Here is a 25,632-nt window from a genome sequence, read left to right on the forward strand (position 1 = left end):
CTCTAAGGTCGGTATGGTTCTCCTATGGCTTTGGCGATTCGAGGTAGTTTGCGTTGAGCGGCGGCATCGAGAATCCAATTCTGAACGGGCCCTACGACGCTCCCGATCGGCACTATGAGATCGGACCGTCAGGCCCGACCGGCGTCATCATCCAAGGCCGGCGACCCAGCGAGTCCTTCATCCCTATCGCGGTGACCAGGAAGGGTAGCAAGGGGACCGATGGGTCGGTGCAAGAAGGCTTCGACTTCGATCTAACCGGCGAACGTCGTGAGAAGAACAGCCTAATTAACGACATCCGTCGTGACGTCGACAAGTGGCGGGCGAGCGGGCACTACGACGGCGTCACCCCTATCAGTCGCAAGCTCCTTCAGCACTGGGCTGATCCCAGCCGGGAAAACCGGGTTATCTTCGCCCAACGTGAGGCCGCCGAGACCGCGATCTTCCTCACCGAGGTGGCCGGTAGGCACCCGTCCTATGCCGACTGGCGCAGTCGGCTGGAGCCGGAGAACGAGGCCCACAACGACGGGTTGCCACGAGCAGCCCTCAAGATGGCGACGGGCGCCGGCAAGACGATCGTGATGGCGATGCTGATCGCCTGGCAGACGCTCAACAAGACGCAGTCGCCGAACGACGCACGGTTCACCAACCGGTTCCTCATCGTCGCTCCTGGCATCACTATTCGCGACCGCCTCAACGTCCTACTACCCGAGACCGACGGCAACTACTACGACCTGCGCAACCTCATCCCCTCCGACCTCAAAGGCGGCATGGCGAGCGCGCGGATCGTCATCACGAACTTCCATGCGTTCCAGCTCAAGGACGCCAAGGAGATCAAGGGCGTCGCCCGGAACACTCGCCTCCTTCTGAAGGGAAACAAGACCAGCGATCCCTTCAAGGAGTCGCCGAAGGCGATGGTCAGCCGCGTGCTTCGCGGCCTCGGTGTCACCGAGGCGGGCAAGAAGCAGCAGATCATGGTCTTTAACGACGAGGCGCACCACTGCTACCTCGCAAGGCCCTTGGCATCGGGCAAGGAGACCAGCGAAGAGAAAGACGCCAACGAGAAGGCCGGGCTGTGGTTCAACGGACTTCGCGCAATCGCGAAATACGTGGGGATCAAGCAGGTTTTCGACCTCTCCGCGACCCCCTTCTACCTATCTGGGTCGGGTTACGCCGAGGGCTACATCTTCCCGTGGGTTGTCAGCGACTTTTCCCTGATGGACGCCATCGAGTCCGGCATCGTCAAAGTGCCAAGAACCCCAGTCGACGACGATGCAGAGACCGAGCACGTCGTCTTCCTCAGGCTCTGGGACTTCGTGGGCAAGGAGCTGCCGAAGAGGGCAGCCAAGGATGCGGTCACTGATTGGGCACCACCGAAGGAACTCGAGGCAGCCCTACGCAGCCTGCATCGCTCGTACGAGAAGGCCTTCGCGCACTGGGAGGAAAACCTCCAGCAGTACGGCGGGACCCCGCCGGTCTTCATCGTGGTCTGCCCGAACACTGTGGTCAGCAAGCTCGTCTATACGTGGATTGCGGGAGAAGAAGTGGTCCGCGACGACGAGATCATCGCCCACAAGCCTGGGGAACTTTCTCTGCTCAGCAACGTCGTCGACGGTAGGCCGCTGTCCAAGCCCCGGACGATCCTGATCGACTCCGCGCAGATCGAGTCCGGCGAAGCCATGAAGGCTGACTTCAAGCTGGCGGCTGGTGCCGAGATCGCTCAGTTCAAGGCCGAGTACCGCAAGACCAACCCGGGCGCCGACGTCGAAAAGCTCACCGACGAGGACCTCCTGCGCGAAGTCATGAACACGGTGGGCAAGCCCGGCAAACTGGGTGCCGACATCCGCTGCGTGGTGAGCGTCTCCATGCTCACAGAGGGCTGGGACGCCAACACAGTGACCCACATCCTTGGAGTTCGAGCGTTCAAGTCTCAGCTCCTCTGTGAGCAGGTCGTCGGCCGAGGCCTACGTCGCCGCTCCTACGAGGTAAGCGACGAGACAGGCAGGTTCGAGCCTGAGTACGCCAACGTCTACGGGATCCCGTTCCAGTTCGTCGCCGGTGAACCCGCCGAAGGTGAGTCGGCACCTCCCAAGCCGTCCATCCATGTCCATGCGGTCGAGGGACGTGAGCACCTGCGGATCAACTTCCCCAAACTCGACGGTTACCGAGTCGAGATCCCCGACGAGGACATCCACCCCGACTTCGACCAGGCGCCGGAGTTCCCCATCGGCAAGGACACCGTCCCGTCATGGGTCGAACTGGGTGGTCTCGTTGGCCAGAAGGAACTCGAAGAGGGTGACCCGACGATCTACCGAACGCAGGAAGTCGCCTTTCGTTTGGCTAAACGCATCCTCGACCAGCACTTCACGCGCGCGGGCGACAAACGACCGTGGCTCTTCCCGAAGCTCGTCGGCATCTGCTCGGAGTGGATTGACACGAAGGTTGTCGTCCACGAGGGGTATTCGCTGGGCTTCCTCGTCACCATCACCCAGGCTCAGATACTTGCCGCCGAGCAAGTCTGGAACGCTATTCTCCGGCTGCCCGGCAATCGCCGCGAGCGATTGCGGCCGATGGTCAACCGGTTCGACCCGGAGGGATCGACCGGTGACGTCGACTTCGTGACGCGGAAGAGAACCATCCCAGTCGAGAAGTCCGAGATTTCGCATGTGACGCTCGATGGGAACGGTCCCGAGGGGAACGCATGGGAGAAACGGATGGCCGCGATCCTCGAGGATGACTCGAACGTCGCAGCGTTCGTCAAGAACGACCAGTTAGGTCTCACCATCCCGTACGTCCACAAGGGCCGCAGCCATTCGTACATCCCAGACTTCTTGGTCCGTCTGAAGCGCACGGATGAAGACGTCGAGCGGACCCTGATCATCGAGATCTCCGGCAGCCAGAAGAGTCCCGGTCCGACGAACCAGAAGGCGGAGACTGCCAGGAACTCTTGGTGCGTAGCTGTAAACAACCACGGCGGATGGGGCCGATGGGCCTACATCGAGATGACGGAACCCGACCAGTTCAAGACAAGGTTGGCAGACGCGATCCAGAGTCTGTACGGCGACAAACCAATCATCGGCGACCCCGACCTACTTGACTTCGCCGAAACGAACGCAGACATCAACACCACAAGGAGCGCTCGTGGCGCGTAAGACTTCCAAGGGCCCGACCCCGATTGACTCGATCAAGCACGGCGAGACCCGCAAGAACATTCCCACGGCCGACGCACAGGACTTCGTGACCCCCGAGATCGAGGCCGTCCGCAAGGTCCGTTATCAGCGCGACGAAACCCTCGACCCCCAGCTCGTCTGGCTCGGCAAGTACCCGGCCGCCCCTAACGAAGCCGGCGACGATTCCGACCTCGTCACGGATGCTCCTCCCATCTACATCCAAGAGAAGGTCGACCCGCGCGTGCTGGTCGAGAACCTCCGCCGAACAACGGCACGTCCCGAGGATGAACCGGAACTGGCTCTCTTCGATACCTTCGACGGTCTCGACGAACTCGAGCAGGTCGATTTCTACCAGCACGACGCCAACTGGTCGAACCGCATGATCCTCGGCGACAGTCTGCAGGTGATGGCTTCGCTTGCTGAACGCGAGCATCTGCGCGGCAAGGCCCAGATGGTATATGTCGACCCGCCTTACGGCATCAAGTTCGGCAGCAACTGGCAGGTTTCGGCCCGCGATCGGACTGTCCGAGACGGCAAGATGGAGGACTCTGCTCGTGAAGCCGAGCAGATTAAGGCCTTTAGAGACACGTGGGAGCTGGGTGTCCACTCCTACCTGACTTACCTTCGAGATCGACTCCTCGCTGCGCGGGATCTTCTTACCGAGTCAGGATCGTGTTTCGTTCAGATAGGCGACGAGAACGTGCATCTCGTTCGATCGCTAATGGACGAAGTTTTCGGCCCCGAAAATTTCGTTAGCCAAATCGCATTCGCTACTACTAGCGGGGCTGGGAGCTTCGCCGGAGGCACGAACGTACTGGCCAATGTCTTGAACTATGTGGTCGTCTTTGCCAAAAACCTTGAGGCGGTGAAGTACCGCCAGCTCTTCAAGACCAAGGCTCTCGGCGGCGACTCTGTCTCGCTCTACACCTCAGTTGTACTTGAAGATGGGTCCACTCGGCCACTGACGAAGGAAGAAAAGTCCGGAGGGAACCTGCCCCCAGGCGCTCGAGCTTTCGGTATCGACAACCTCACATCGCAAACCACCCGCGTAGGACAAACTACTGTCTTTCCTGTCACGGTGAGCGGTAAAACGGTGACGCCAGCAAAAGGCGGGTGGAAAACTAATCGTGTGGGCATGGAAAGATTGGTGGCTGCCAACCGAGTTTACGCGGGTTCAGGAAAGAACCTTGGGTACATCAGGTACATCGATGACTTTCCGGCCGCGCCACTCTCAAACAGTTGGACAGATACATTCGGGCAGGGACAGTTCGGTGGCGACAAGGTTTATGTCGTGCAGACTGCCACCAAAGTCATCGAGCGTTGCGTGTTGATGGCGACGGACCCAGGTGACCTTGTCATAGACCCCACCTGCGGTTCTGGGACGACGGCCTATGTCGCCGAACAGTGGGGACGCAGGTGGATTACCGTCGACACGTCGAGAGTGGCCCTGGCCCTGGCTCGTCAGCGGCTGATGTCATCTCTATTCCCGTGGTACCTCCTGGCTGACACTCCCGAGGGTCACAAGAAGGAGCAGTCGCTTACCGCCAATTTCGTCCCACGGAACCAGTTCGGCGGTGACATCCGCCAGGGGTTCGTTTACGAGCGTGTGGCCCACGTGATGTTGAAGTCGATTGCCAACAACCCCGACATCAAGGCGGGAATGAGTCGATCGGAAATCGATGCGGCGATTAAGCGACATGCTGAATTTGAGCTGCTCTATGACAGGCCGTTCGAGGATGCCAGGAAGGTCCGCGTAGCTGGCCCATTCACTGTTGAGTCACTCAGCCCGCACCGGGCTCTGTCGTTCGGTGATGCGCCGGAATCCTTGTCCGAAAAAGATGCGGGCAGGAAAGCGGACGGTCCGAACTTTGAGCAGTCGATCCTCGAGAACCTCGCCAAAGCCGGCATTCAAAACGGCAAGCGGGCGGAGAAGCTGAAGTTCGAGACGTTCGAGACCTATGCGGGCCAGTACATCCAGGCCATCGGCCGGCAGATCTCGAACGGGGAGCACGCCGCCCCAAGCCGCATCGGCGTCGCGATCGGGCCGCAGTACGGGACTGTCAGCGCGAAGTACGTGAAGGACGCCGCTCGGGAAGCTATCCGTGATGGCGACGTCGACTTGCTCTGCGTCCTAGGCTTCGCGTTCGATCCTCAAGTGACCAACGTGACGGAAGAGGACGGCTACACAATCGAACCTTCCGACGAAGGCTTCGCTCAGATCGAAGGAGCACGCAACGTCGGCCGGCTACCAGTCTTAATGGTCCGCATGAATGCCGACCTCCTCATGGGCGAGGAACTGAAGAAGACTGGATCGGGCAACCTCTTCACCGTCTTTGGCGAGCCCGACATTGACCTGCGTTCCACGGACGAGGGCTACATCGTCGACCTCAAAGGGGTCGATGTCTACGACCCCACGACGGGGGAGGTCCGGAGCAGCGACACCGGCCAGATCGCGCTCTGGATGATCGACACCGACTACAACGAGGAATCGTTCTTTGTCCGGCACTGCTACTTCACGGGCGGCAATGATCCATACAAGCGACTCAAGACGGCTCTGAAGGCAGACATCGACGCTGACGCCTGGGAGTCCTTGTACAAGACAGTCTCGCGGCCCTTCGCCAAGCCCTCCACGGGAAAGATCGCAGTCAAGGTCATCAACGACTACGGCGACGAGGTCATGAAGGTGTTCGAGGTGTAGTGCCGGACCTTTGTCGATCGGTGCTGATGTGGTCATGAGCGTAAGTGAGGGAAGTTGTGGCAGAAGGTCTGACGACCACATACACGGCAGATCAGGTGGCCGCGATCAATACGATCGACGAGCCGCTGCAGATCATCGCCTGCGCTGGTTCAGGCAAGACCCAGGTGATCTCTCAAAGGATCGCGAAGATCTTGGGACGGCCGGGGGTCGAACCGCGCAACGTCGTCGCCTTCACGTTCACAGAGAAGGCTGCGGCGGAACTGAAGGAGCGAGTTCTGGGGATCCTTCAGGAGGAGCGAGGCGAAGTCACCGGCCTCGCTGAGATGTATATCGGCACCATGCACGGGTACACGCTCGACCTCCTGCAGCGGCTAGTGCCCGACACGTTCAAGTACTCCGTGCTGACCGAGATCACGTCACGACTTCTCGTCGACAAGTACAGCAAGCAGTCCGGACTCACCACCTGCCCCACCATCGGGACGAAGCAGAGTCATCTCAAGCGCTGGCAGAACTCTCGGCTCTACCTGCAGGTCCTCGGGACGCTTCGAGAGGACGAGATCGACGAGTCTCTGGTCCCAGCCGGGGTTCTGGATTCTCTTGACTCCTATGTCAAGCTGATATACGGGCAGGCCAACTTCGACTTCACTGCGATGATCGCACTCGCGGTCGAACTCCTGGAGATCGATCCTGACGAGGACGACAACGCCGAGGTCATCCAGCGGCACATCCGAGATGACATTAAGTACCTCGTCGTCGACGAGTACCAAGATGTCAACCCTTTGCAGGAGCGCCTGATCCGCGGGCTTGTCCAGTACGGCGCGAACCTGTGCGTCGTCGGAGACGATGATCAGACGATCTACCAGTGGCGGGGCAGCGAAGTTGCGAACATCATCGAGTTCGCCCATCGGCACCGCGACGTCAAGCAGGTCGTGCTGAACGACAACTTCCGCTCGTCCAAGGGAGTCATCGAACTGGGACGATCTGTAGCCGAGCTGATCCCAACCGGTGACCGTCTTCCAAAGAAGATGGTCGCTTCTGGTCACCAGACCTGGGAGCGAGGCGACCTCCTGGCCCTCGACTTTGCCACCCCTGAGGATGAGGCAGCCTGGATCTGCGATCGGATCGAGCACCTTCAGGGCGTTCCCTTCACCGACAAGCCAGGAGCGGAGCCGCGCGGCCTGTCGTACTCCGACTGCGCCGTGCTGTTGCGCTCGGTCGCCAAGGACGCGGGGCCGATCGTTGAGGAGATGAAGAAGCGCCAGATCCCTTACGTGATTAAGGGGTTGAACCGCCTGTTTGACGCGGACGAGATCAAGGCGTGCGTCGGCATCTTCCGGTACATGGTGAACGAGATCGACACGAGCCTGCTCCGAGAGCTATGGGCAAAGGCCGATTTGCTGCCAAACCCCGCCAAGTGGGCCTCGGCTGTGGCGATCCTGGACGCCGGCAAGGACTTCAAGAAGGGTGAGCGTTGGGGGGTCTACAACATTCAACGCCTCTACCTTGACTTTCTCGCTGCCCTCGAGATCCGAGAAGAGGCAATCCCTGGACCGAAGGGTCGGGGAGAACTCGTCTTCTACGAACTGGGGAAGTTCAGCCAGGCCATCTCCGACTTCGAACAGATCCACTTCTCGAGCGAGCCGAGCGAGAAATACAAGACGTTCGCCGGCTGGCTCGAGCACCAGGCGCCTGACTACTACGCCGAGTCGGACAGTGACGTTGGCTACGCGACTCCCGACGCCGTCACCATTGCCACAGTCCACCAGTCGAAGGGCATGCAGTGGCCGGCCGTCTTCCTACCCTGCATGCGTGCTAACAGGTTTCCGGCCCAGCGAATCGGCGGACTGTCGATGTTCCACGTCATCCCGGCAGAGGCGATCAAGGATCCCGACCGGTACAAGGGGACGAAGGACGACGAGCGGCGCCTGTTCTACGTCGCGGTGACCAGGGCACAGAAGTTTCTGAACGTCACCTTCTCGCCCGGGGTTGGCCGCAACCACAAGCGACAGTCCGAGTTCTTTATCCACTGCACCGGTAACCAGTGGGTGTCGACGAGCACTAGCCCGATCCCGGGTGAGCGCCTCGAGCCTCGAGCCATCCACGAGATCCCTCAAGTAACTCTGTCGTTCTCGGAGTTGAAGTACCTGTTCGAGTGTCCCTACGAGTTCAAGCTCCGATTCCTCTACGGCTTCAACGCACCGCTACATGAGGCGCTCGGATACGGAAAAGGCCTTCACGATGCGCTGTCGGAAGTACACAAGAAGGCGACCGAAGGCGAGATCATGACAGCAGATGACGCCACAGATTTGGTTGACAGACATCTACATACTCCGTTTGCCTACCCTGAGTTGCGGCGCAACCTCGAGCGATCTGCGGCCGAGGCGGTTAAACGTTACTTCAAATTGCACGGAAGCGCGATCGGGAACACTGTGCACTCCGAGAAGCAGATTCAAGTGCACATCGCCCCCGGGATCACGGTCGATGGCCGCATCGACTTGATTCGGAAGCTCGATACCGACGAGTTGGCGATTGTCGACTTCAAGTCGACCGAGCGAGCCCAGGACGAGGATGTCACTCGGGATCAGTTGCACGTGTACGCGCTCGGGTACGAGGAGCTAACAGGCGAGAACGCTGACGTCGTGGAAGTGCTGAACCTTGATGCTGGTGGTAAAAGCCATCGAGACCAAGTGGACGACCACATGCTCGATGACGTACGTGAACGGATACGCACGGCGGGTGAGAAGCTTCGTAAGAATGAGTTGCCGCGGCTCTCGACCTTTGCGCCCAAGTGCTCGACGTGCGACGTAGTTGAACTGTGTCGACCCCGGCCAGGAAGCGCGCCGTAGCAACACTCCGTTAGCTGGCGGGCAAGCTGTCTATCCCGAGTCCGAGGCCTTGTCGCGATCCGCGCTTTAGCATTGGGCATGGCGTGCGTAGGTAGCGCGCTGCGGTGAGTCTCAGTCGGCTTCTCCGTGTCACGGTCTACGCCGGGCGCCGCTGCTTCCTACGGCATTCGTTAGTCCGATAGTGATGTCGTTTCGTCACCACGACGGTTAACTCGTTCGCCTGTCGGTCCAGCCAAGTAGTGTCAGGCTGGCAGTCCACAACGTAGTTAGAAGGAGCGAATGGCTCAGGCGTCTTTGGGTGGCGGGTCGAGTGCAGTTGCTGCGTCGTCGCACGCTGCCTGCCCAAGGTTTCGAGGTACTGATCCACTGGTCACGGGTCGCACTCGCCGTGCTCTCGCTCGAGAGATCGGTTTCGCCGACGATTCAGGCCGGATTCCAGAGGCACGGTGGATGCGCGCGATGACCTTCGAGAGGCTTGTGCGTGATCGACGATTTGCGAGTGAAGTGGCGACGACAGCTGTGGGCCGCCTAGGCCTCGCCCGTCCCAGTGCAGTCATTACGGTGAATGCCGACGTCAGCAACACGAAGACCGCGCAGTTGCTCGACGAAGCGCACATCCGAGCGAGCGGAGAGAATGCGGTAACCCTCATCCATGCCTTGGCGCTGCCGTTTCCGGGCTTCGAAGGCGCTGACGCATCCGAGGTCAAACCTGACTTCGCAATCGTTGCGCCGCAGCCAGGTTCCGATCGGTCCTGGTTGATCATGGGCGACGCGAAGGATTACGAACGGGTTCGAAGCAAGATTGAGGACAGCCGGCTCCTTAAGGGGTTCCTTCAAGTTGCACTTGGTGCCGAGGCCGCCGCTCAGTGGTCGCGACTTCCAACCGACATGGCAGTCCACACCCACGGGGTGCTAGCAGTGCCACGAAACGCGTTCCTCCAGCCGGAGGCGGTTGTTGAGCTTCTCGAGGACCACCGAGAAGAGGTCCGAATGCGGGTCGCCGAACGTATCGCTGAGTCGAGCCGATCGGCCTACAAGAAGGCGACGGACGTAAGTGATTACGTTGAGCACTTGAGAGCGAAGTTCGATCCGTCGACCTGTACTACCTGCACTTTATTTGCCTACTGTCGCCATGAACTTCGAACATCATCCAACCGATCCGATCTGTTGGTCGAACTAGGGATCCCGAAGGATCATCACGCACTGTTAGTGCCGCTACTTGGCAACTCGGAGGCGCAGACGACGGCGCCCGCTTCTGTTCACGCAAATGTGAAGGCGACAATCACGGGTCGTGCCGAAGTGACGGGTCAGCGCCGTACGGATCCGATTGGCCTCCCTGGCAATGTGTACGTTGCAATCGCAAAGTCAGATAGTGCTGCGCTCGGCGTCTACGGCGTCTCCATTGCCCGGCAAACTTCTGAGGCGTCGACTGCCTGGTCGAAGACAGTCTTCGACGACCCCCAATCGCCGGAGACGCGACGACGCCTAATGCGAACAATAGGGCGTCAGATCGACCTTGCGATGGCTACGCAGCAGAAAGAGAACCCAAACGCCCCTAGCCCTATACATCTTGTGGTGCCCGACCAACTGACCGCTGACGTCCTCGTCTCGATCGCAGACAACCTCGCCGGGGTCGAGTTGAGCCGACTACGTTGGACCCGAGACGTGGAGGCCGGTCGTGAGCCGCTCACCTTCAACGGCGAGCCCGCAGTGATACCCGCGGCCCTCACCGACGACGAACGCATTGCTGTGTCGTTTCTACTCGAGGAAGACCGTTCACGCGCAGTCACACTGAGGTCGCCCGTCGTGGATCTACGATCGGTCCTCGCGGGGCATGTGGTCACCGGCGGCCCCGCCGTTGCATCTCTTCGTCTTGACTATCTGCTCTCTTGGGCAGAGACGTTAATCGACGGGACGGTTTATTCCCGAGACGTCGAGGACAAGATTGAGGCGTCTGCACACACACCAGGAGCGCGGCTCACCAGTGGTCAATCCGACACGATCCACGCCGCTCAAACAGGTTTCGGGCGGCAATCGAGTCGAGAGCGCGCGAGAAAGAACCTTCAAAGTTATCGACGTCTTGTAGGGCAGGAACTTGACTACAAACAGGATGTATTCGACCGCACGTTCACGGTGTTGGACGAATTCGATGACTCCTCGCTGCTTGAGACCTATCGCGCGATCGAGGGCGATGCTCAAGCGGTGTGGCGACGGCGCCTAGAACTCCGCGCATCCGACCTCGTACGCTTCGGCCGAACCTATCGCCACTGGAGAAACTCCTTGGTTCCAGTAATCGAAAGTGATGGGATTTGCCGAGCTCAGTTACTCTCGCTATCGAATAAGCAGTTTGCTCGCGACCTGGCCCGAGATCCCGGGAACCGGCAGGTGGCCTTCGCTCGAGTAGTGGGGATTCACCCACTGACCCTAGAAATCGCATCGCGCAGAATCGGCGACGGCGCGCGAATTGTTCTCCTACACAACGGGGATCATGCTTGTGTCGAGCAGCGCGGCGTTTCCGTTGACCATCAGAAGGGAAGCTTCAAGATCGGTGGCCTCGCGATCGGGCCGATCGCTGAGACGCCGGCTGCGAGCCGATTTACGTGGACCCCGGCAAACTCGCCGAGTGTCGATATTGATGACGAGCTTGTGGTCGCGGACTTTTCTTGGTTTTGCGACAACAAGCGGAATACCCACCTCAACATCACCCGGCCGACTCCTGACACCAACATGGCGCCCACGCCCGCATGCACGAACAGCAGTTATAGCGAATCCCCCCAGGTGCATCAATGGTGTTGCAAGCCCCACGATATCAATGAGGCGGAATGGTCAGACAAATTGGCGCGGCGCCGCGCAAACGGTGAGCTCAATCCCGAAACCTGGCCCCCAGTCATCGACGGTGATGCCTTTGAGGTGTCGCCCCGCCGCGCTACGACTGGAGATGCGGTCCAGAGCTCTGTCAGCGCGGTTCCTGACACTCTTACAATCGATGATTTGGACTAGTCTGTGACAGTTGCGTTCTCGATACCGAGTTCCGGTGATGGCGGCAGTACCCGCGTTCATCATGCTCAAGCTGCAGCAGGTAATGCTGCCATCACGAAAGAGGCGGTCGGCGTTCTGCGCGACAGCCTTACTGGAAGCCTTGATGTGAAACGCGTGCTTCTGAAGGCTGCTGCCGGCGCGGGGAAGTCGTTCGCACTTCAGGAGCTGGTGAGTAACGCAGTTGACCATCCGAGTTGCCAGAGAGTGGCTGTGGTCGCGTTCACCAATAAGCAGATTCATCCTTTGGCAATCGCGCTGGGAAATCGGCTGGGAAAGCGGAAAGTTTGTTTGTTTGTCTCTGCAAAGCGATGGGACGAAATCCCCGACGAGGCCCACCGATGCGTTGAAGTGGCGACGTCTACTACTAGTATCCCTGCATCCTGCGAAGTCATTGTTTCGACAAGCCATAAGCTCGGCGCGATCAACGAATTGACTCGCCAGATATCGACATTCGGCCCTGCTCACTGTGGTTCGTCAGCGTTTGATGTCCTTTTCGTCGACGAGGCCTGGCAACTTCCGCACTACCTTTTCGACAAGGTGGCCAAAGCTGCACCCCTCACGGTCGGGGTCGGCGACGTCGGACAGTTGCCTCCGCTCGAAGTCGGCGACAACCCCTGGCGTGGAGACCCAGGCCATAACCCGTATAGGGCCTGGCCAACTGACTATGTCGATGACCAAGAAACGTGGGCTAGGGAGCTCCCATCAGTTTGGCGGCCAGCCGCCGGACAACTCGACCTCTGGCGGGCCTTTTACCCGGAATGGGACACTCTCAATTGTGTGGCAGCACCCGGTGATCGGGTGTTGCATGCAGATGGCTTAACAGGGGATGCGCTGTCGATCTGGACGCAAGTGGGTACTGGCGTCCCGACACTCCTTGAGGTTAATGGCCTGCCGGTGGCAGAAGCTGCAGATATTGACCTCCCGCTGGTCGGCGTGATCGAGCGTCTCCTAGAGGAGCTCCTGTCATCCAAGTTCTCGCTCGAGCGAAGGGAATACGATTCGGCTGGCACTCCAACTCGGCGCGTGACCAAGGCGCGGCCGGGGAAGAGCGAGGGCGATCCACTCGTGGTCGTCCTAGCGACACGGAACCAGGCTGTCGACGACGCCGAAGACATGGTCGATCGGCTGCGGCAAAAGTTCGGGTTGTCGGAAACTGAGTTGGTCGCCTCTACGGTCGACTCGTGGCAAGGACAGACCAACGGAATAACTGTCGCTATCCACCCGCTCAACGGAGCTACTGATCTGAACGAGTTCAACTCCGCGTTCGGCAGGCTCGCGGTCACGTGCACCCGTGCGACACACGGGCTCCTGATGCTGGCCAGACCCGGGTTGATGCAGTTGCTCGACGAAGCTCCCGCACGACCGGGGACTCCTTTTGGCGAACCGGGAAACCGAAATCTGCCGAGACAAACGCATCAGCGGATTCTGTCGACATTTGCGGTAGGCAGGATTACTGTTCGACACAATGCCCTTCGGTAGGATCGCGGGGACGCTGTAGCGCGCTTAGTCATCGCAGGGATCGTCCTCATTGTCGCCGTGAAGATTTCGCCCATCGGCCACGTCTAAATGAGCGGCACTGACGCCTTTCTACCCTTCGAGAGCCGGGCTGAGGGCGGCTAGCTTGTGTACGTGCTCGGTCGTGTGCCTAGGAGTGCCCCGGTCTCACGGGGGTCGAGCACGAAAGCCGAAGGACGTGACTGGTCCACGGGGTGATTAACCGGAGCAGCAGCCCGATCCGCACACCGACCCGCACTGTCAACTCTCGGGTTTCCGCCAACCGGGGCCGGCGCGCATCGCCCGTGTCCTTATTCTGACTTCGTCCACTTCGGGAATGTGCTTCTGGCCCTCGACGGCCTGGTCCATCTGCGTTGGCTGGACCGCTCTACTGGGCGCATGATCAGTCGCATCACCACCAACAGCCCCGGTGATCTCATGCATGTCGAACTCAAAAAGATGGGCAAGATTCCCGCCGGCGGTGGCTGGCGCGAAATCGGCAACCGCCACCGCCGCCCCGCCCCGCCCCGCACTCTGAGGCCAGCCACGTACTTAGCCTCTAGGGCCAGTACAAACTAGCGCTCGTCATTGTGGACGCATTTGAGCTCGCGACGCTGATCGTCGACCTCGCTGCATAGCTTGGTGCGGTGAAGGTGGGCAAACCTGCGGCTATAGCTGTTCCGGTCCCATCGGTCGGAGGGGTTGTCGGGATCGGCCGGCGGAGTGTTCTCGTCCGACGCGTACCTGGCGTTCATGGTAGGTTGCCTGCGCTTCCGTGTTCTTGCTGAGTGGGGTGCCAGTCTTACCGGTCTAGTCATTCGAGGGTCGAAGACGCCGAGTTATGGTCGAAAGGGAATGTCCGTAAAGCGTCAACGGGTGTGCTCGGCGCGCGCCGGAGGGTTAGCAAAGGGCCTCTGAATCAGTCTCCGGCGACGGTCTCGATCGTTCCCGTCAGCAGCGACTCCGTGAGGTAGTCCTCGAATGAGAAACTACTGCCCTGAGTCTCGTTCAGTTCGGCAAGTTGTGGACTAACCTGTTCCTCCAACTCAGCGCGTGTGAGGACCTGGCCCGCAGTGAGAAAGCGTTCAGTGCTGCTCATACCGAGAAAGTACATTGTCTCCGGGACCTGCGTGACTCAGAACGCCTGGAAGGCGGTCAAATTGAGGTACCGATCTGTCGGGCTGCCGGAGGGGTGCAGCTGCTTACAGCGCTGCCTCCATCACGCGCTTGTGGCGAAACACAGTAGTTCAGCGCTGCGAGCACAACGTTGGATCCGATGTTCGGGAACCCTTTTCATCTCGCGACGGCACCGCCAGGGACACGCGGTCACACAGCTCGCGTACCTCCGCGGTCGTCGGTGACAGTTCGTAAGCGTGCTGGTGGCAGCATGCGCTCAGCTGGTGCCACAGAGATGTGAGCGCGTCGGCGACGTTCCGGTCGTCCAGTGCCCTAACGACCGCAAGCCGGGACCGCATCGACGCACGGCTGCAGTCTGCTCCGAGCGCGACGCATCGTTCGTTGACGATCATCTCGAGTGCTTGCCTCGCGAGGAGCGCGGCAAGACGGGAGGTGTCTCCGGCGATCCCGATGCCCTGAAGTAGCCGATCTGCATAGGCCAACAACTCGGCGGGCGTCACTTGCCCTCCAAGATGTCCTCGACAGTCTTGCGTAGGTCGCTGACTTCGTTCTTGGTGATGGTCGCGCCTTGGTGCACCCCTTTGGTGGCAACGGATAGCGCGGTGGCCCGATATGGGCGCCAGGACCGCCACCCCGAGACGTCGGCTTTGGGATCGTCGTGGAGAGCGAGTGCAACGCACGCGGTGGCGCTCGTGAGCTCTGACCAGATTCGCTCGGTCTCCTGTTGCGGCATGCCTTCCACATTGCGGCGCGTGAAGTACACCTGCCGCGCTGCGGATTCGATGCGAACCGGAAGAGTCCCGGGCACGCGCGGCGTTTGATGTCTTCGGGAATGTTCTCGTCGGCCACGACAGCGAACGCGTCATCGACGTAGCGTCGGGCGGGGTCGTCGGCGCTCTTGACGACGACTTTCGAACCGGACTCGCGAGTGACTTCGATGAGGTGTGCGTCGACCGATCGTTGGCGAATCGTGGTGGCGAGTCGGTCGTCGTGGGAGAAGACGATCACTTGCCGCGACTGGGCGAGATCCCGCAGGATGTTGAGGAATCCGTCGATCTTGGCGGGGTCCATGGCCTGGATCGGGTCGTCGAGGACGATGAACCGGAACGGACTGGACGGAGCGGTGGCACGAGGCAGGAAGCGCGCGAGGGCGAGGGCGTGAAGCTCGCCCTGACTCATCACCGACAGCACGCCAGTCTCCCGCCCGTCTACAAGCCCTCTCAGCACGGCCTTTCTGCGAGTACGTGCGCCTTCGAGAGCAATCTCAGAGATGTCCACATCGCTCTCCTGGCGCAGTCGTGCCCAAATGGACCGCGCCCCTTCGGCAATGGGTTCGAGTCGTTGTTTTCGCAGCGCCTGGGCATTGGAGCGCACCCAGTCGCGTGCCTGCTCGAGTAGCTGTAGCTCAAACGAGGCCTCTCTCGCCGTGCGTTCCAGCGCTACCCATTCCAGGGCTTGCTGAGCGAGAGGGGCCCAGGTGTCCTCGCGCTCGGTGAGCACCTTCGATGTCTCGAGCTGAAGTGCGGCCAGCGCATCTACCAGTTGCGGAATGCGGGTCTCGAGGTGGTTAGGAAGGTCCTCGACGGTCGCCGGGACCCTGGTGACCGCAGCGAAAGCCTCGCGATAGGTCGCGAGCGTCGCTAGATGGACTCCGTCAATCTGTGCTACGTCCCGAAGGGCAGCAATGAGCTCGCGAGCATCGCGTTCATTCTGCAGGGCCTGTTCACGTGCCTCTCGGTATATCGCAAGCTGCGAGTTTTCGTCGTCAAGGAGCTGTTGAGTGTGCGCCGCCCAGTCGTCGGTCAGCAAGCACTCGTTGCACACCGGACATTTGACATCGCCACCCTCGGAATTGCGGTATTGGAGGGCAACACGCAAGACCTCAGACCGATGTTCCGTGCGGCGTAATGTGTCGTCACCTAGTGTCCGCGCGTTGGCAAGTGCGTCGCGCAGTCGAACCGCAGTCGCGGCCCCGAGTTTCTGATCCGGAAGTTCGAGCTCGACAACCGCTTTCAATTGCGACAACGTCGACGTAGAGGAGTCCGTGCCTGAAGCTAGCGCGAATACCTTCTCAAGGTCGGGCTCGCGAGGGCGGAGCAGGCCAGCCAAGGACTTTGCCCGAGGGTCGGTGGCATCAATGATCCGCTTCTTCAGCGCCGATTTCGCGTTCTTTGAAGCATCACGCGGCTGGCGCCGGTTGTTGTACTTCTCGGTGAGACGGGTTTCGGCGTCCTGGATCTCGTCGAGGGCCAGGAGCTTGTCGAGGGCGTCATAAAGCTTCGACGGTTCCTGCTCGAGTAGGCCACCGATCTCGTCGTAGCTCAAGATCGGACGGTAGATCTCGATTGCCGTGGACCACCCGAGTGCGCCAACACCGTCCAGCCGCTTCTCGCCTTGACGCTGCGACCAGTGTTTTGCCTGATCAAGCTCGGCGCCGGCCGCCCATTCTGCGCCGATGGAAGTGCGCGGTCCATTCTCGACAGTGAACTGGACGCGAACTTCACAGGGGCTTCCGTCGTGCAAATTGCGCCACGAGTCGACCCACAACTTGGCTTTGTTGCGCCATCGATAGCTTTGTCCGGTCAGCGCATATTCGAACGCCTCTGCGAAGCTCGATTTTCCTGATCCGTTGCGTCCGCTGATGACTGTAATTCCCGGATAGGGGGACACCGAGAGGGTCGCCTCCGGTCCGATGCCTCTGAACCCGCGGACTCGGATCTCGCGCAGGTAAGCACCAGCGGGGTCCTGCGACACGGCCGATGAGTCTGTCCGACCGCGGGCGGCTGTGTCGCCGCCGAGCTGTCCTGCGAGTGCCTGTTCGCTCTCCAGCGCCGCGATGACGAGATACTTGGCGTCGTCCGCAAGGTCGGTGTCGGCGTCGAGCAGGTCCCAGACGGTATCGAGGAGCGCTTTCTCGCCAATTGGGGCTGTCTCAGGCATCGGTGTCCTTTCGCATGCTGCAGTCTGTGAGCTTGGCATACCAGACCGACATCTCGTGGACTTCGGCCGCACGTCTACTTCGCGGCACGCTCCCGAAGTAGACCAGGCGCCGGCATGAGCGCATCCTGCGGTTAGTCCATGTTCGTGCGAACGTTCCAGGCACGGCGATTTGCTACGGGTCTCGTGCCCCGACCACCGCAGAAGTGGATGCAATCCTTCGGCATAGCTCCCTGCTGTGGGTCGAAGACCCTGTGTCTCTTAAGTAGTCGCGGCCTGACATGGCTACTCCGTTGTCGCGTCAAATAGTGACCGGAACTGCATTGTCGTTCGTGCCAGGACGTCAGAAACACCGGTCCGAAGTTCCTCGACGAGGGTGACGAGCGGGACACCGATCACCTGCACCCGCACCCTGCGCGCTTCGCTGTCCGAAGGCACAGTCAGTTCAACCTTGTTCGTGGTCAGCGCGGATATCGTCGGATGCACGAGGAAAGATGTTGGGACAGTGCCGAGCCCGGTGTAGCACTGTGCGTAGAGGAAGAGCTGGTATAGGTCGGACGGAGAGACGTCCTTGATGTCGTAACGCTTGTACTTCGCGTCGACGGCACACTGCCAATCCTGCTGCTGCAGGACGATATCTGGAGCAATCGACCGACTTGGGACACCGTTGACGGTGATGAGCGAGCGATTATGCTTCTGCTTCTGAACATTGATGTGCGTGCCGTCGAGGGAAGCGGTCACCAGCCACTCGAGAAACCGCTCAAACAGCGTGTTCATGTTGATCAAGAACGCGTTGACGGCCAGCGATCCACCAACCACGCTGTCGTCGACTTGTTGAGTGGATAAGAGTGCGCGGCACCACGTATGTGCCGCCCGATAATGTTCGGTTCTCCGCCCATAGACGATCGGTCGGGCCACGACTTCTCTGTTCGATGGAAGCGTGCGGACGCCGGTCGCGAGATACGTTGAGAGACTTGCCGCTCGACGGCGTATGTCCGGGTCTGACGCGACTCTTCGTGCCACTCGCACACCTGCCAGCAATACTTGGTTTTCGATGACATCGTGGTCGAACTCGTCGAAACTGCATGACAGAGCGTCGAGTCGCCCATAGTGATGAGTGACTTGGCGATACACGTCGAGCCGCCCCCGCAGATAGGGCAAGTCATCGCGGTGCGGGCGATAGTCCCGGATCAGCCCTCGCCGTACGGTGTCTTCGGTGCGACGGACGGTCAGCCGGCACAGCAGCTGAACTGCATCTTCACTGTCGTTGGTCGACAGGCCCCGGTAGTACGTTGGCAGCTCGTGAAGAGGCGCGCCGTCCGTAAGCGCCAACATAGTCAGGACACCGAGAGATCCACCTGCAAGCTTCGGTATGACTCGCACTCGCAAGCTGTCGGTCAGCTGAACAGTTCCTACCCAAGAAGTTGCCTTTACCTCGACGCGGTCGTTGGACAACCACCGAACGCTCAGCTTCTTGCCCAAGTCTGCGGTGATTCGCTCCTGCTGGTCGATCAGTATCGGGGGATGCTGCGCGATTATCGCGCCGTACTCCGGGAGTTCGAGTTCGATCATTCGGCAGTTGTCTGAGCTTTGATGTCGAAGTCTGCTGCTAGCGCCGCCACGAGCTGAGCGTCGTCGCCCACTACTGCGTGAAGCCGCTGTTCCGCTGCATCGACGACGGTGCTTCCGAGGAACTCACGGAGCTGCGTGTAGTCGTCGTACACGATTTCTTGTAGCAGGGGAACGATCTCAGTGCGCACAACATCGGCGAACGCAGCTGTCGCATCGATCGGTACTCCGTCGGTGAGGAAGAATGAGTGCCCGATCTGTCGTTCGCGCCCAGCGAGCTTTGTTATGCGACGGTTCAATTCATCGACGAACTGATCGAGTGGCAGATCATCGATGACCGTTCCAACCAGGAGCTCTATTTCAGGCATGAGTTCGATGAATCCGAATCGCCGACGTAGCGCGGCGTCCAGTGCTCTGATGCTCTGATCGGCCGTGTTCATCGTGCCGAGAATGATGAGATTGGTCGGTATAGAGAGGAATTCGCCTGATGTAGGCAAGAGGACCCGTTCGCCTCGTCGAGGCTTCTCAACGACGGTCATGAGCTCGCCAAAAACGCGTGGCACGTCAGCACGATTGATCTCGTCGATGATTACGACGTAGCGGTTGCCTTGGTCCTTCGTCGCTCGGGTGGCGATCCGCTTCAAGATGCCATCGCGAAGCTCAAGTGTCAGGTCTTTCGCGCCCTGCTTAGGCCGGAATCCCTCGACGAAGTCCTCATATGCATACGACGCGTGGAAGGTGACCTCTGTGAGGTAGTCCTCGGTAGGGGCTTGGTCTTTGAGTATCCATTTGGCAAATCCCTTGGCGGCATGCGTCTTTCCGGTTCCTGGAGGACCGTAGAAGATAACTTGGCCCTTACGTTCGAGGACGCGATTCCAGTCTGTAAAGCGAAGCTCGTCGTCGGTACTTATACCGTCTTTGTCATGCGGGGCAATGGCCGGCTGTTGAGAATTGAGGAGCTTATCCAGCTGCGTCGAAGGAATCTTCGCGATCGTCGTGAGAGCCCACTTCTTGACCGGTTCTGCGAGCTTGCGAGCCTCGTCGAGATCCCACTCGACATTGATCGTGTGGTGATACTCGTTGCGGTCAGGACGCCATTGGTAGCCAGGATCTTTCACGGTTCCGATCGCGAGCACTTCGGACGTACCACGATTGGCGATGACTTTGTCGCCGTCCGCGATCTGGGTGAGGTTCCATAGCTCCCTGGCCTTCTGAGTGAGAGCAGACTTTGAACCGTTGTACTTCGCGGCGTATAGCGATGCGAAGCGCTCCTTGAAGTCGTCTTCGCTGTCGAAGGTTGTCAGGTCGCCGATCTCGTCCCAGCCGACACAGATGTAGCCGCCCTCCTCGCACTCGGGCCAGAACTTCGCCCCGGGACCGGGGGCAATCTTCCAGTACTTCGGCGTCTTGTAACCCGGAGGCGGATTCCATCCGTACAGCAGACCGATGAAATCTAGTGGATCGACCTCTGACAACTCGTTGAGACTCCGAAGATGCTGCAAGAGACGACGATTCACGTCGATGGTGTCACCAGTCGGTGCGAGGCCGAGGGACTGAGCAAAGTGCACGAGGTGTGTATGGCTGTAAATGGGTAGCACTTGCGACGGGAAGTAGAGAAACAACGACTTCAGGCGCACGGTTCGGGCACCGCGCAAGATGTCGATCTCGGAGGTCGACGCCCAGTCGTTGTTCTGTGCGAGGTCAAGCATGGTGCGAAAGCCTGCTTTGAGTGCAGCCCACGCCTCACTGACGTCGCTGTACCCGCTCGGATAAGCCCACCCACCGCTGTTTCGCTTGAAGATGACGTGCTTGTGCGAGCTACCTCCACTGATGGAGCCTAGGTTCGGTGTGCCCCATTCCAGGAAGTAGGAGTAGCTGTTGCGGAAGTCCGGGGTGTTCAGCGCGTAGTCATCGAGCTCGATGTCACCATCCAGCCATCGCGAGATGGGAAAGCGGTCCAGGAAGGCTTCATGCTGGGTATTTTGTCGTTCCCGCAGATCGGCGGGGCGTTGTCCGACATAGGTTGCTACTGCTGCTTGGAACTCCACAAAGAGTGCATACCTCATCGACGAGAGGTAGAACAGCTAGTCGCGAGACCTCTTCAAGAGCCCAAATGCGACGTCGGGTCGGTAGCCACAGGACAAACGGGCCACTCCAATGTCCCCTGAACGATCGAATTCAAGGGCGTCCACCCTGAGAAGCCAGGATAGGCACCCTGTCGGACGACAGTTACCCGCGCTAACTGTCACGGCCGCCAGCTATTGTGACTCTCGATTATGGCGAGCCGCGACGCCGCGGCCTGAGTTAGTGGGTTTTAGTGGCCAGTCGAGAGAACGACGTCGACCTCAAGGATCGCGTTGGCAGATTGATGCAGTTCCTCCGGGAGATGGTGAAGGCCCGGACACGACCCGTGCTGAGGGTTGAGGACCACGAGGAACACCACTGGCTTTTCCCTGGAAGCACGCCCTACCAGGTCGAACGTGCAGCAACGGCCGGCGATGTGGTTGTTCGTGCGCCGCGAGTGCATCTCGAAGAGCCTCCCGAGCTGCCTCTAACGCTACTGACCTGGGTTGACGATCCAGGGGCTGTCGACCGCAGCGCTACCGCCGGTCCTCAATTCCGAGAGCCCGGTCCTAATAGTTTGACGCCTGAATCCGAGGTTGCTGAAGCTCGCGCCGCGTACCAGCGCTGGCACCAGGAATGGTCAATGTGGGCCCAGACGGATCGGCAGCGTCGACCTCATCATGAGCTTTACCAAGCTCTGACCGACATGATGCATGAGCTCGCGGCGAGGCCCGAGTCGGTGGAGCTTGTCGTCGCATCCGGACTCCTGTCCCTGCCGTCAAAACAGGCTGACGGGTCGCGTGTGAATACCCATCTCGTCACGCAGGCAGCGACGATCGAGCGGGACGAAACCAGTGGTGACCTTTTGGTGAGGTTTGTCGAGCTTTCCTCCTGTCGACTGGAAGACAGCGAGCTCCTCACGGGGCTCGAGATCTTTGACCAATCGGGGAGCCGGACACTCCTTACGCAGCTCAGGGAGTCGAGCTCACCCCTTGACGAGTCGATCCAGGTGTTTCTCAAGACCTGGGCGGCTCGTGCGCTCGGTCTGGAAATCCCGGTCACCGACGAGCTCGAACCTTCCACGACCACCGGTGAGGTCTCGCTCGCCCTCGCACCCGCTCTGGTCTTGCGGAAGCGTGGCGCGTTTGCGCTGGTCGAGTACTACAACCAGATGATCAGCCAGGCCGAAGAGGTGTCTGCGAAGACGCCGCTCGGACTAGCGCAGCTCGTGACCGCGATTGAGGCTGATGAGCGCGTCGCGTGGCTTGAGTCCACCGGGGCTACCGCGCCGAGCGAGCTTGCCGAGGACCCTCTGTTCCCGCTGCCCGCCAACGCCGAACAGTCGAAGATCATTGAGCGACTCGGCGGCGACAGTGGCGTCGTCGTGGAAGGCCCACCCGGTACGGGTAAGACGCACACAATCGCGAATCTGATGTCCGCGCTCCTTGCGCGGGGACAACGAGTGCTGGTGACGAGTGAGAAGTCACAGGCGCTGCAAGTGCTCCGAGACAAACTGTCGGCGGACATGCAGGAACTGTGCGTGTCCATCACTGACCTGGCTCGCGGCGGTTCGCAGGAGCTCAACCGAAGCGTCGCGACGATCGCTGAGCGTAAGACCTCGTTCATCCCCGAGGCGTCCGAACGGACGATCGCCGACCTCACCGACAAGCGCGAGCAAGCGTTGGCACGTCGATCGACAATCCTCGAGGCGATCCGAGCGCTGCGGGAATCGGAGACGTACCAGCATCCCGAAGTCGCTCCGGGATACAGCGGGACGCTGGCCTCCATCGTGCGACGGTTGGAGGAGCAGCGTGAGCGATTCGCATGGCTCCCGGGTCCTCTGTACGCGGACGAGCCGCCTCTTGCGCCCGGAGAGTTTCGGGACTTGGTCCGGCTCCTCGAGCTGCAGACGCCCGAGCATGGGACTCGCGCGGAGCAGATGCTGCCGGCACTGGACAGCCTCCTACCTAGTGCCGATCGCATGACCAACCTCTTCGACGCGGTCCACCGCCCGCCGCTGGATCTTCCAGCTCAGACTCAGGATCTTGTCGACATTATCGAGAGTGTCGACAGCGGAACCGCCGAGCAGGTCCTGCTCCAGTGCGGCACGCTCAGGGAAGCGGTCGACATCGTCCGTGCGCTGTCTCCGGACTACCAGCAGCTCGCAAACCGCGTGCTCGCAGCTGAGATTGACCATCTGTGGGCGAGGGTTCCAGAACTCGACACCCACGTCGAGGACGCCACCCGGTGCGACCGAGCCGTCGGTAGCGCTGCGGTCGATGCACCTGGCGTGTCACGTAGGGTTCTCCAGATCGTAGAGGCGTGGATGGCCCGCTTGCAGGATGGCGCTGAGTGGAAAGGACGGTTCCGTCGTTCCGCCGAGCAGAAGGCGTATGACGAACTCGAACTCAATCTGATTGTCGACGGCGAGCCGGTGCGTCGAGCGGAGTAGCTCGAGGTCGCCGTCGCGCACCTCAAAGGACTTGACGCCGTCGAGTCCGCACGGCGAATCCTTGCGGATCTCGGCGTCCACCTTGCCGACGACTCCTCGCGTACGGCGCAGGTGAACAACCTCGTCATCCTGCGTCGACACCTCGCGTCGATCGAACGATTGGTGGCAAGCTGCCGCGCGCTAACCGACACCCTGTATCAGAGCACTCGGCGGCATCTGGCCGTCCGTAGCGTCAACGACGCCGACACGCTGTCTCAAGCGGCGTCCGCAATCACATTCGAGTTGCAGCGCCGATCTGCCCGTCAAGAACTGACTGGCATCACCGATGTGCTTGGCAACGCATTCGGGCCGGCGCCAGCGCCCGAAGCTCGCGAGCTCACCGAGAGCGTTCGAGCAGCATCCGCTCATCAGTTCGGTGAAGCGGTGAGCGCGTATCTGCGTGCGCAGCAACAACAGCGCGAGCACCACGAGTGCCAGGCTCTTGTGCAGCGTGTGCGAACGGCAGCCCCGTCGTTGCTCGATGAACTCCAGGGTCACCTCTCTGACCCTGGCTTGGGTGTTCGCCTCGAGACCATTGCTGAAGCGTGGCACTGGCGTCGTGCGTACGAGTGGGTTCAGCAACAGCGGACTCCCGGGCGGGAGGCGCAGCTCAGCACTGAACTCGACGCCGCAACATCTGATATCAGCTCTTTCACAGCGCGATTGGCGGCAGAACGGGCGTGGAAGAGCGCTCTCGAGCGCATGAGCGCCACCGAGGTTACGGCGCTTCAGGCCTACCGCGATCACATTCGCAGCATCGGAAAGGGAACCGGCAAGCACGCTGAGAGGTTCCGGCAGGCAGCCCGCATGGCGATGCAGGAGGCGCAAAGTGCTGTGCCGGCGTGGGTCATGCCTACGCAACAGGTACTCGCGTCGATCCCGCCCCAGCCAGGCGCCTTCGACGTCGTCATCGTGGACGAAGCCAGCCAGGTCGACATCACGAATCTCTACCTTCTATGGCTCGCACCGCGAGTGATCGTCGTTGGCGACGACAAGCAGTGCACGCCAAGCGAAGTTGCTTTCGGTGGCCTCGACGATGTGTTCACGCGCCTGGACAACTACCTTGGCGACCTTCCCGACCACGTCCGAAATACGTTCACGCCACGGTCGAGTCTCTTCTCGCTCTTGCGGTCACGCTTTGGCCAGGTCGTCCGTCTCCGGGAGCACTTCCGGTCAATGCCGGAGATCATCAGCTGGTCAAGCAACCAGTTCTATCGGGACGCTCCGCTGGTGCCGGTTCGGCAATTCGGCTCCGATCGCCTACCGCCCCTTCAGAGCACGTATGTTGCTGGCGCAACCGTCACTGGAAAAGGCAGCACCACCCTAGCGAACAAGGCGGAGGCGATGGCCATCGCCGACCAAGTGCGAGTATGTCTCGATGACGGGCGATACGACGGCAAGACACTAGACGTCGTTGTCCTGCAGGGCCATGGCCAAGTGGCCGCGATCCAGAACGCGTTGCGGGGCAAGATCTCGGAAGATGAATGGGAGGAGCGTCGCTTCCGGGTTGGAACTCCGCCCGACTTCCAAGGCGACGAGCGTGACGTGATTCTCCTGTCCTTGGTGGTGGCGCCGGACTACAACTTCGCACCTCTCACTCGGACAGAGTTTGAGCAACGCTTTAATGTGGGCGCCTCTCGTGCCAAGGACCAGATGTGGTTGTTCCACTCGGTGACACTGGACCGGTTGCGAACCGGAGATCTCCGCAAGTCGCTGCTCGAGCACATGACTTCGAGGCCGGTCGCTACGTCGGAACCGGTACCCGAGAACGTATCCAACGATGTGCGAGACCCTCGTTTCGACAGTCTTTTCGAGCAGCGAGTCTTCAACGAGATCGTTGCCCGCGGTTACCACGTCAACCCGCAGATTCCGGTGAACAACCGCCGTATCGACCTTGTCGTGATGTGACTAAGGTCACAACCCGGGTGTGGCGTCAGCCACCGGCAAACGGGGGGAGGACGTCGAGTGTCGTGCACGTGCCGAGCGCACGCGTCCGATCGGAGAACGCGATCTCGTCGCGCAGATACGAGCAGCGTTCGAGAACCGTGGCGAGGGAGGGGTTTCCGGCGGCGAGGATGCCCTCGAGGGCGCCGAGCGGGGTCGACGGGTCGACGTCGATCACCTTCTCCTCGGCACCGGCCGCGGCGCGCGCGGCCGCGAAGAAACGAACTGTGAGCTGCATCGGACGCG

General features: G+C 60.4%; 13 protein-coding genes. 7 read left to right on the forward strand and 6 right to left on the reverse strand.

All coding sequences use genetic code 11. The features are described 5' to 3' along the window. Positions 1-53: 53 nt before the first annotated feature. From LEL84_RS03130 to LEL84_RS03150, 5 genes are all read left to right on the forward strand, one after another. Entirely contained in the window at positions 54-3,149 is a 3,096-nt protein-coding gene (locus LEL84_RS03130) for a BPTD_3080 family restriction endonuclease (RefSeq protein ID WP_226513309.1), read from the forward strand. Then, a complete protein-coding gene (locus LEL84_RS03135) occupies positions 3,139-5,865 on the forward strand; it encodes a site-specific DNA-methyltransferase (protein ID WP_226513310.1) in 2,727 nt (908 codons plus the stop codon). The genes LEL84_RS03130 and LEL84_RS03135 overlap by 11 nt, the downstream gene beginning before the upstream one ends. A 44-nt stretch (positions 5,866-5,909) precedes the next feature. Then, positions 5,910-8,711, forward strand: coding sequence for an ATP-dependent helicase (locus tag LEL84_RS03140; protein ID WP_226513311.1), 2,802 nt, complete (start codon positions 5,910-5,912; stop codon positions 8,709-8,711). Between the two features lie 459 nt (positions 8,712-9,170). Then, positions 9,171-11,711: a hypothetical protein gene (locus tag LEL84_RS03145; protein ID WP_226513312.1), complete on the forward strand. Its 2,541-nt coding sequence runs from the start codon at positions 9,171-9,173 to the stop codon at positions 11,709-11,711. A gap of 3 nt (positions 11,712-11,714) precedes the next feature. Further along, complete coding sequence (locus tag LEL84_RS03150) at positions 11,715-13,229, forward strand: AAA family ATPase (protein ID WP_226513313.1); 1,515 nt, start codon at positions 11,715-11,717, stop codon at positions 13,227-13,229. A 276-nt stretch (positions 13,230-13,505) separates the two neighbouring features. Here LEL84_RS03150 and LEL84_RS03155 read toward each other — a convergent pair whose 3' ends face one another. The 5 genes from LEL84_RS03155 to LEL84_RS03175 all read right to left on the reverse strand — a co-directional run bounded on the left by LEL84_RS03155 (position 13,506) and on the right by LEL84_RS03175 (position 20,935). Beyond that, positions 13,506-13,754, reverse strand: a complete 249-nt coding sequence (locus tag LEL84_RS03155; protein ID WP_226513314.1) for a hypothetical protein — start codon at positions 13,752-13,754, stop codon at positions 13,506-13,508. Positions 13,755-14,163: 409 nt separating this feature from the next. After that, entirely contained in the window at positions 14,164-14,343 is a 180-nt protein-coding gene (locus LEL84_RS03160; RefSeq protein WP_226513315.1) for a hypothetical protein, read from the reverse strand. A gap of 350 nt (positions 14,344-14,693) precedes the next feature. Next, positions 14,694-17,321 carry an AAA family ATPase gene (locus LEL84_RS03165; RefSeq protein WP_226513316.1) on the reverse strand — a complete coding sequence of 876 codons (2,628 nt, stop codon included), beginning with the start codon at positions 17,319-17,321 and terminating at the stop codon, positions 14,694-14,696. 282 nt (positions 17,322-17,603) lie between these two features. Beyond that, positions 17,604-18,890, reverse strand: a complete 1,287-nt coding sequence (locus LEL84_RS03170) for an McrC family protein (RefSeq protein WP_226513317.1) — start codon at positions 18,888-18,890, stop codon at positions 17,604-17,606. Then, positions 18,887-20,935, reverse strand: a complete 2,049-nt coding sequence (locus LEL84_RS03175; RefSeq protein ID WP_226513318.1) for an McrB family protein — start codon at positions 20,933-20,935, stop codon at positions 18,887-18,889. The genes LEL84_RS03170 and LEL84_RS03175 overlap by 4 nt, the downstream gene beginning before the upstream one ends. Positions 20,936-21,204: 269 nt before the next feature. Here LEL84_RS03175 and LEL84_RS03180 point away from each other — a divergent pair, with 269 nt between their 5' ends. Continuing rightward, complete coding sequence (locus LEL84_RS03180) at positions 21,205-23,403, forward strand: AAA domain-containing protein (RefSeq protein WP_226513319.1); 2,199 nt, start codon at positions 21,205-21,207, stop codon at positions 23,401-23,403. A 111-nt stretch (positions 23,404-23,514) separates the two neighbouring features. After that, entirely contained in the window at positions 23,515-25,350 is a 1,836-nt protein-coding gene (locus LEL84_RS03185; protein WP_226513320.1) for an AAA domain-containing protein, read from the forward strand. Positions 25,351-25,375: 25 nt separating this feature from the next. Here LEL84_RS03185 and LEL84_RS03190 read toward each other — a convergent pair whose 3' ends face one another. After that, positions 25,376-25,624: a hypothetical protein gene (locus LEL84_RS03190; RefSeq protein WP_058251628.1), complete on the reverse strand. Its 249-nt coding sequence runs from the start codon at positions 25,622-25,624 to the stop codon at positions 25,376-25,378. Positions 25,625-25,632 lie beyond the last annotated feature (8 nt).

The organism is Gordonia sp. WA4-43 (genome assembly GCF_020520305.1).
Classification (GTDB): domain Bacteria; phylum Actinomycetota; class Actinomycetes; order Mycobacteriales; family Mycobacteriaceae; genus Gordonia; species Gordonia hongkongensis.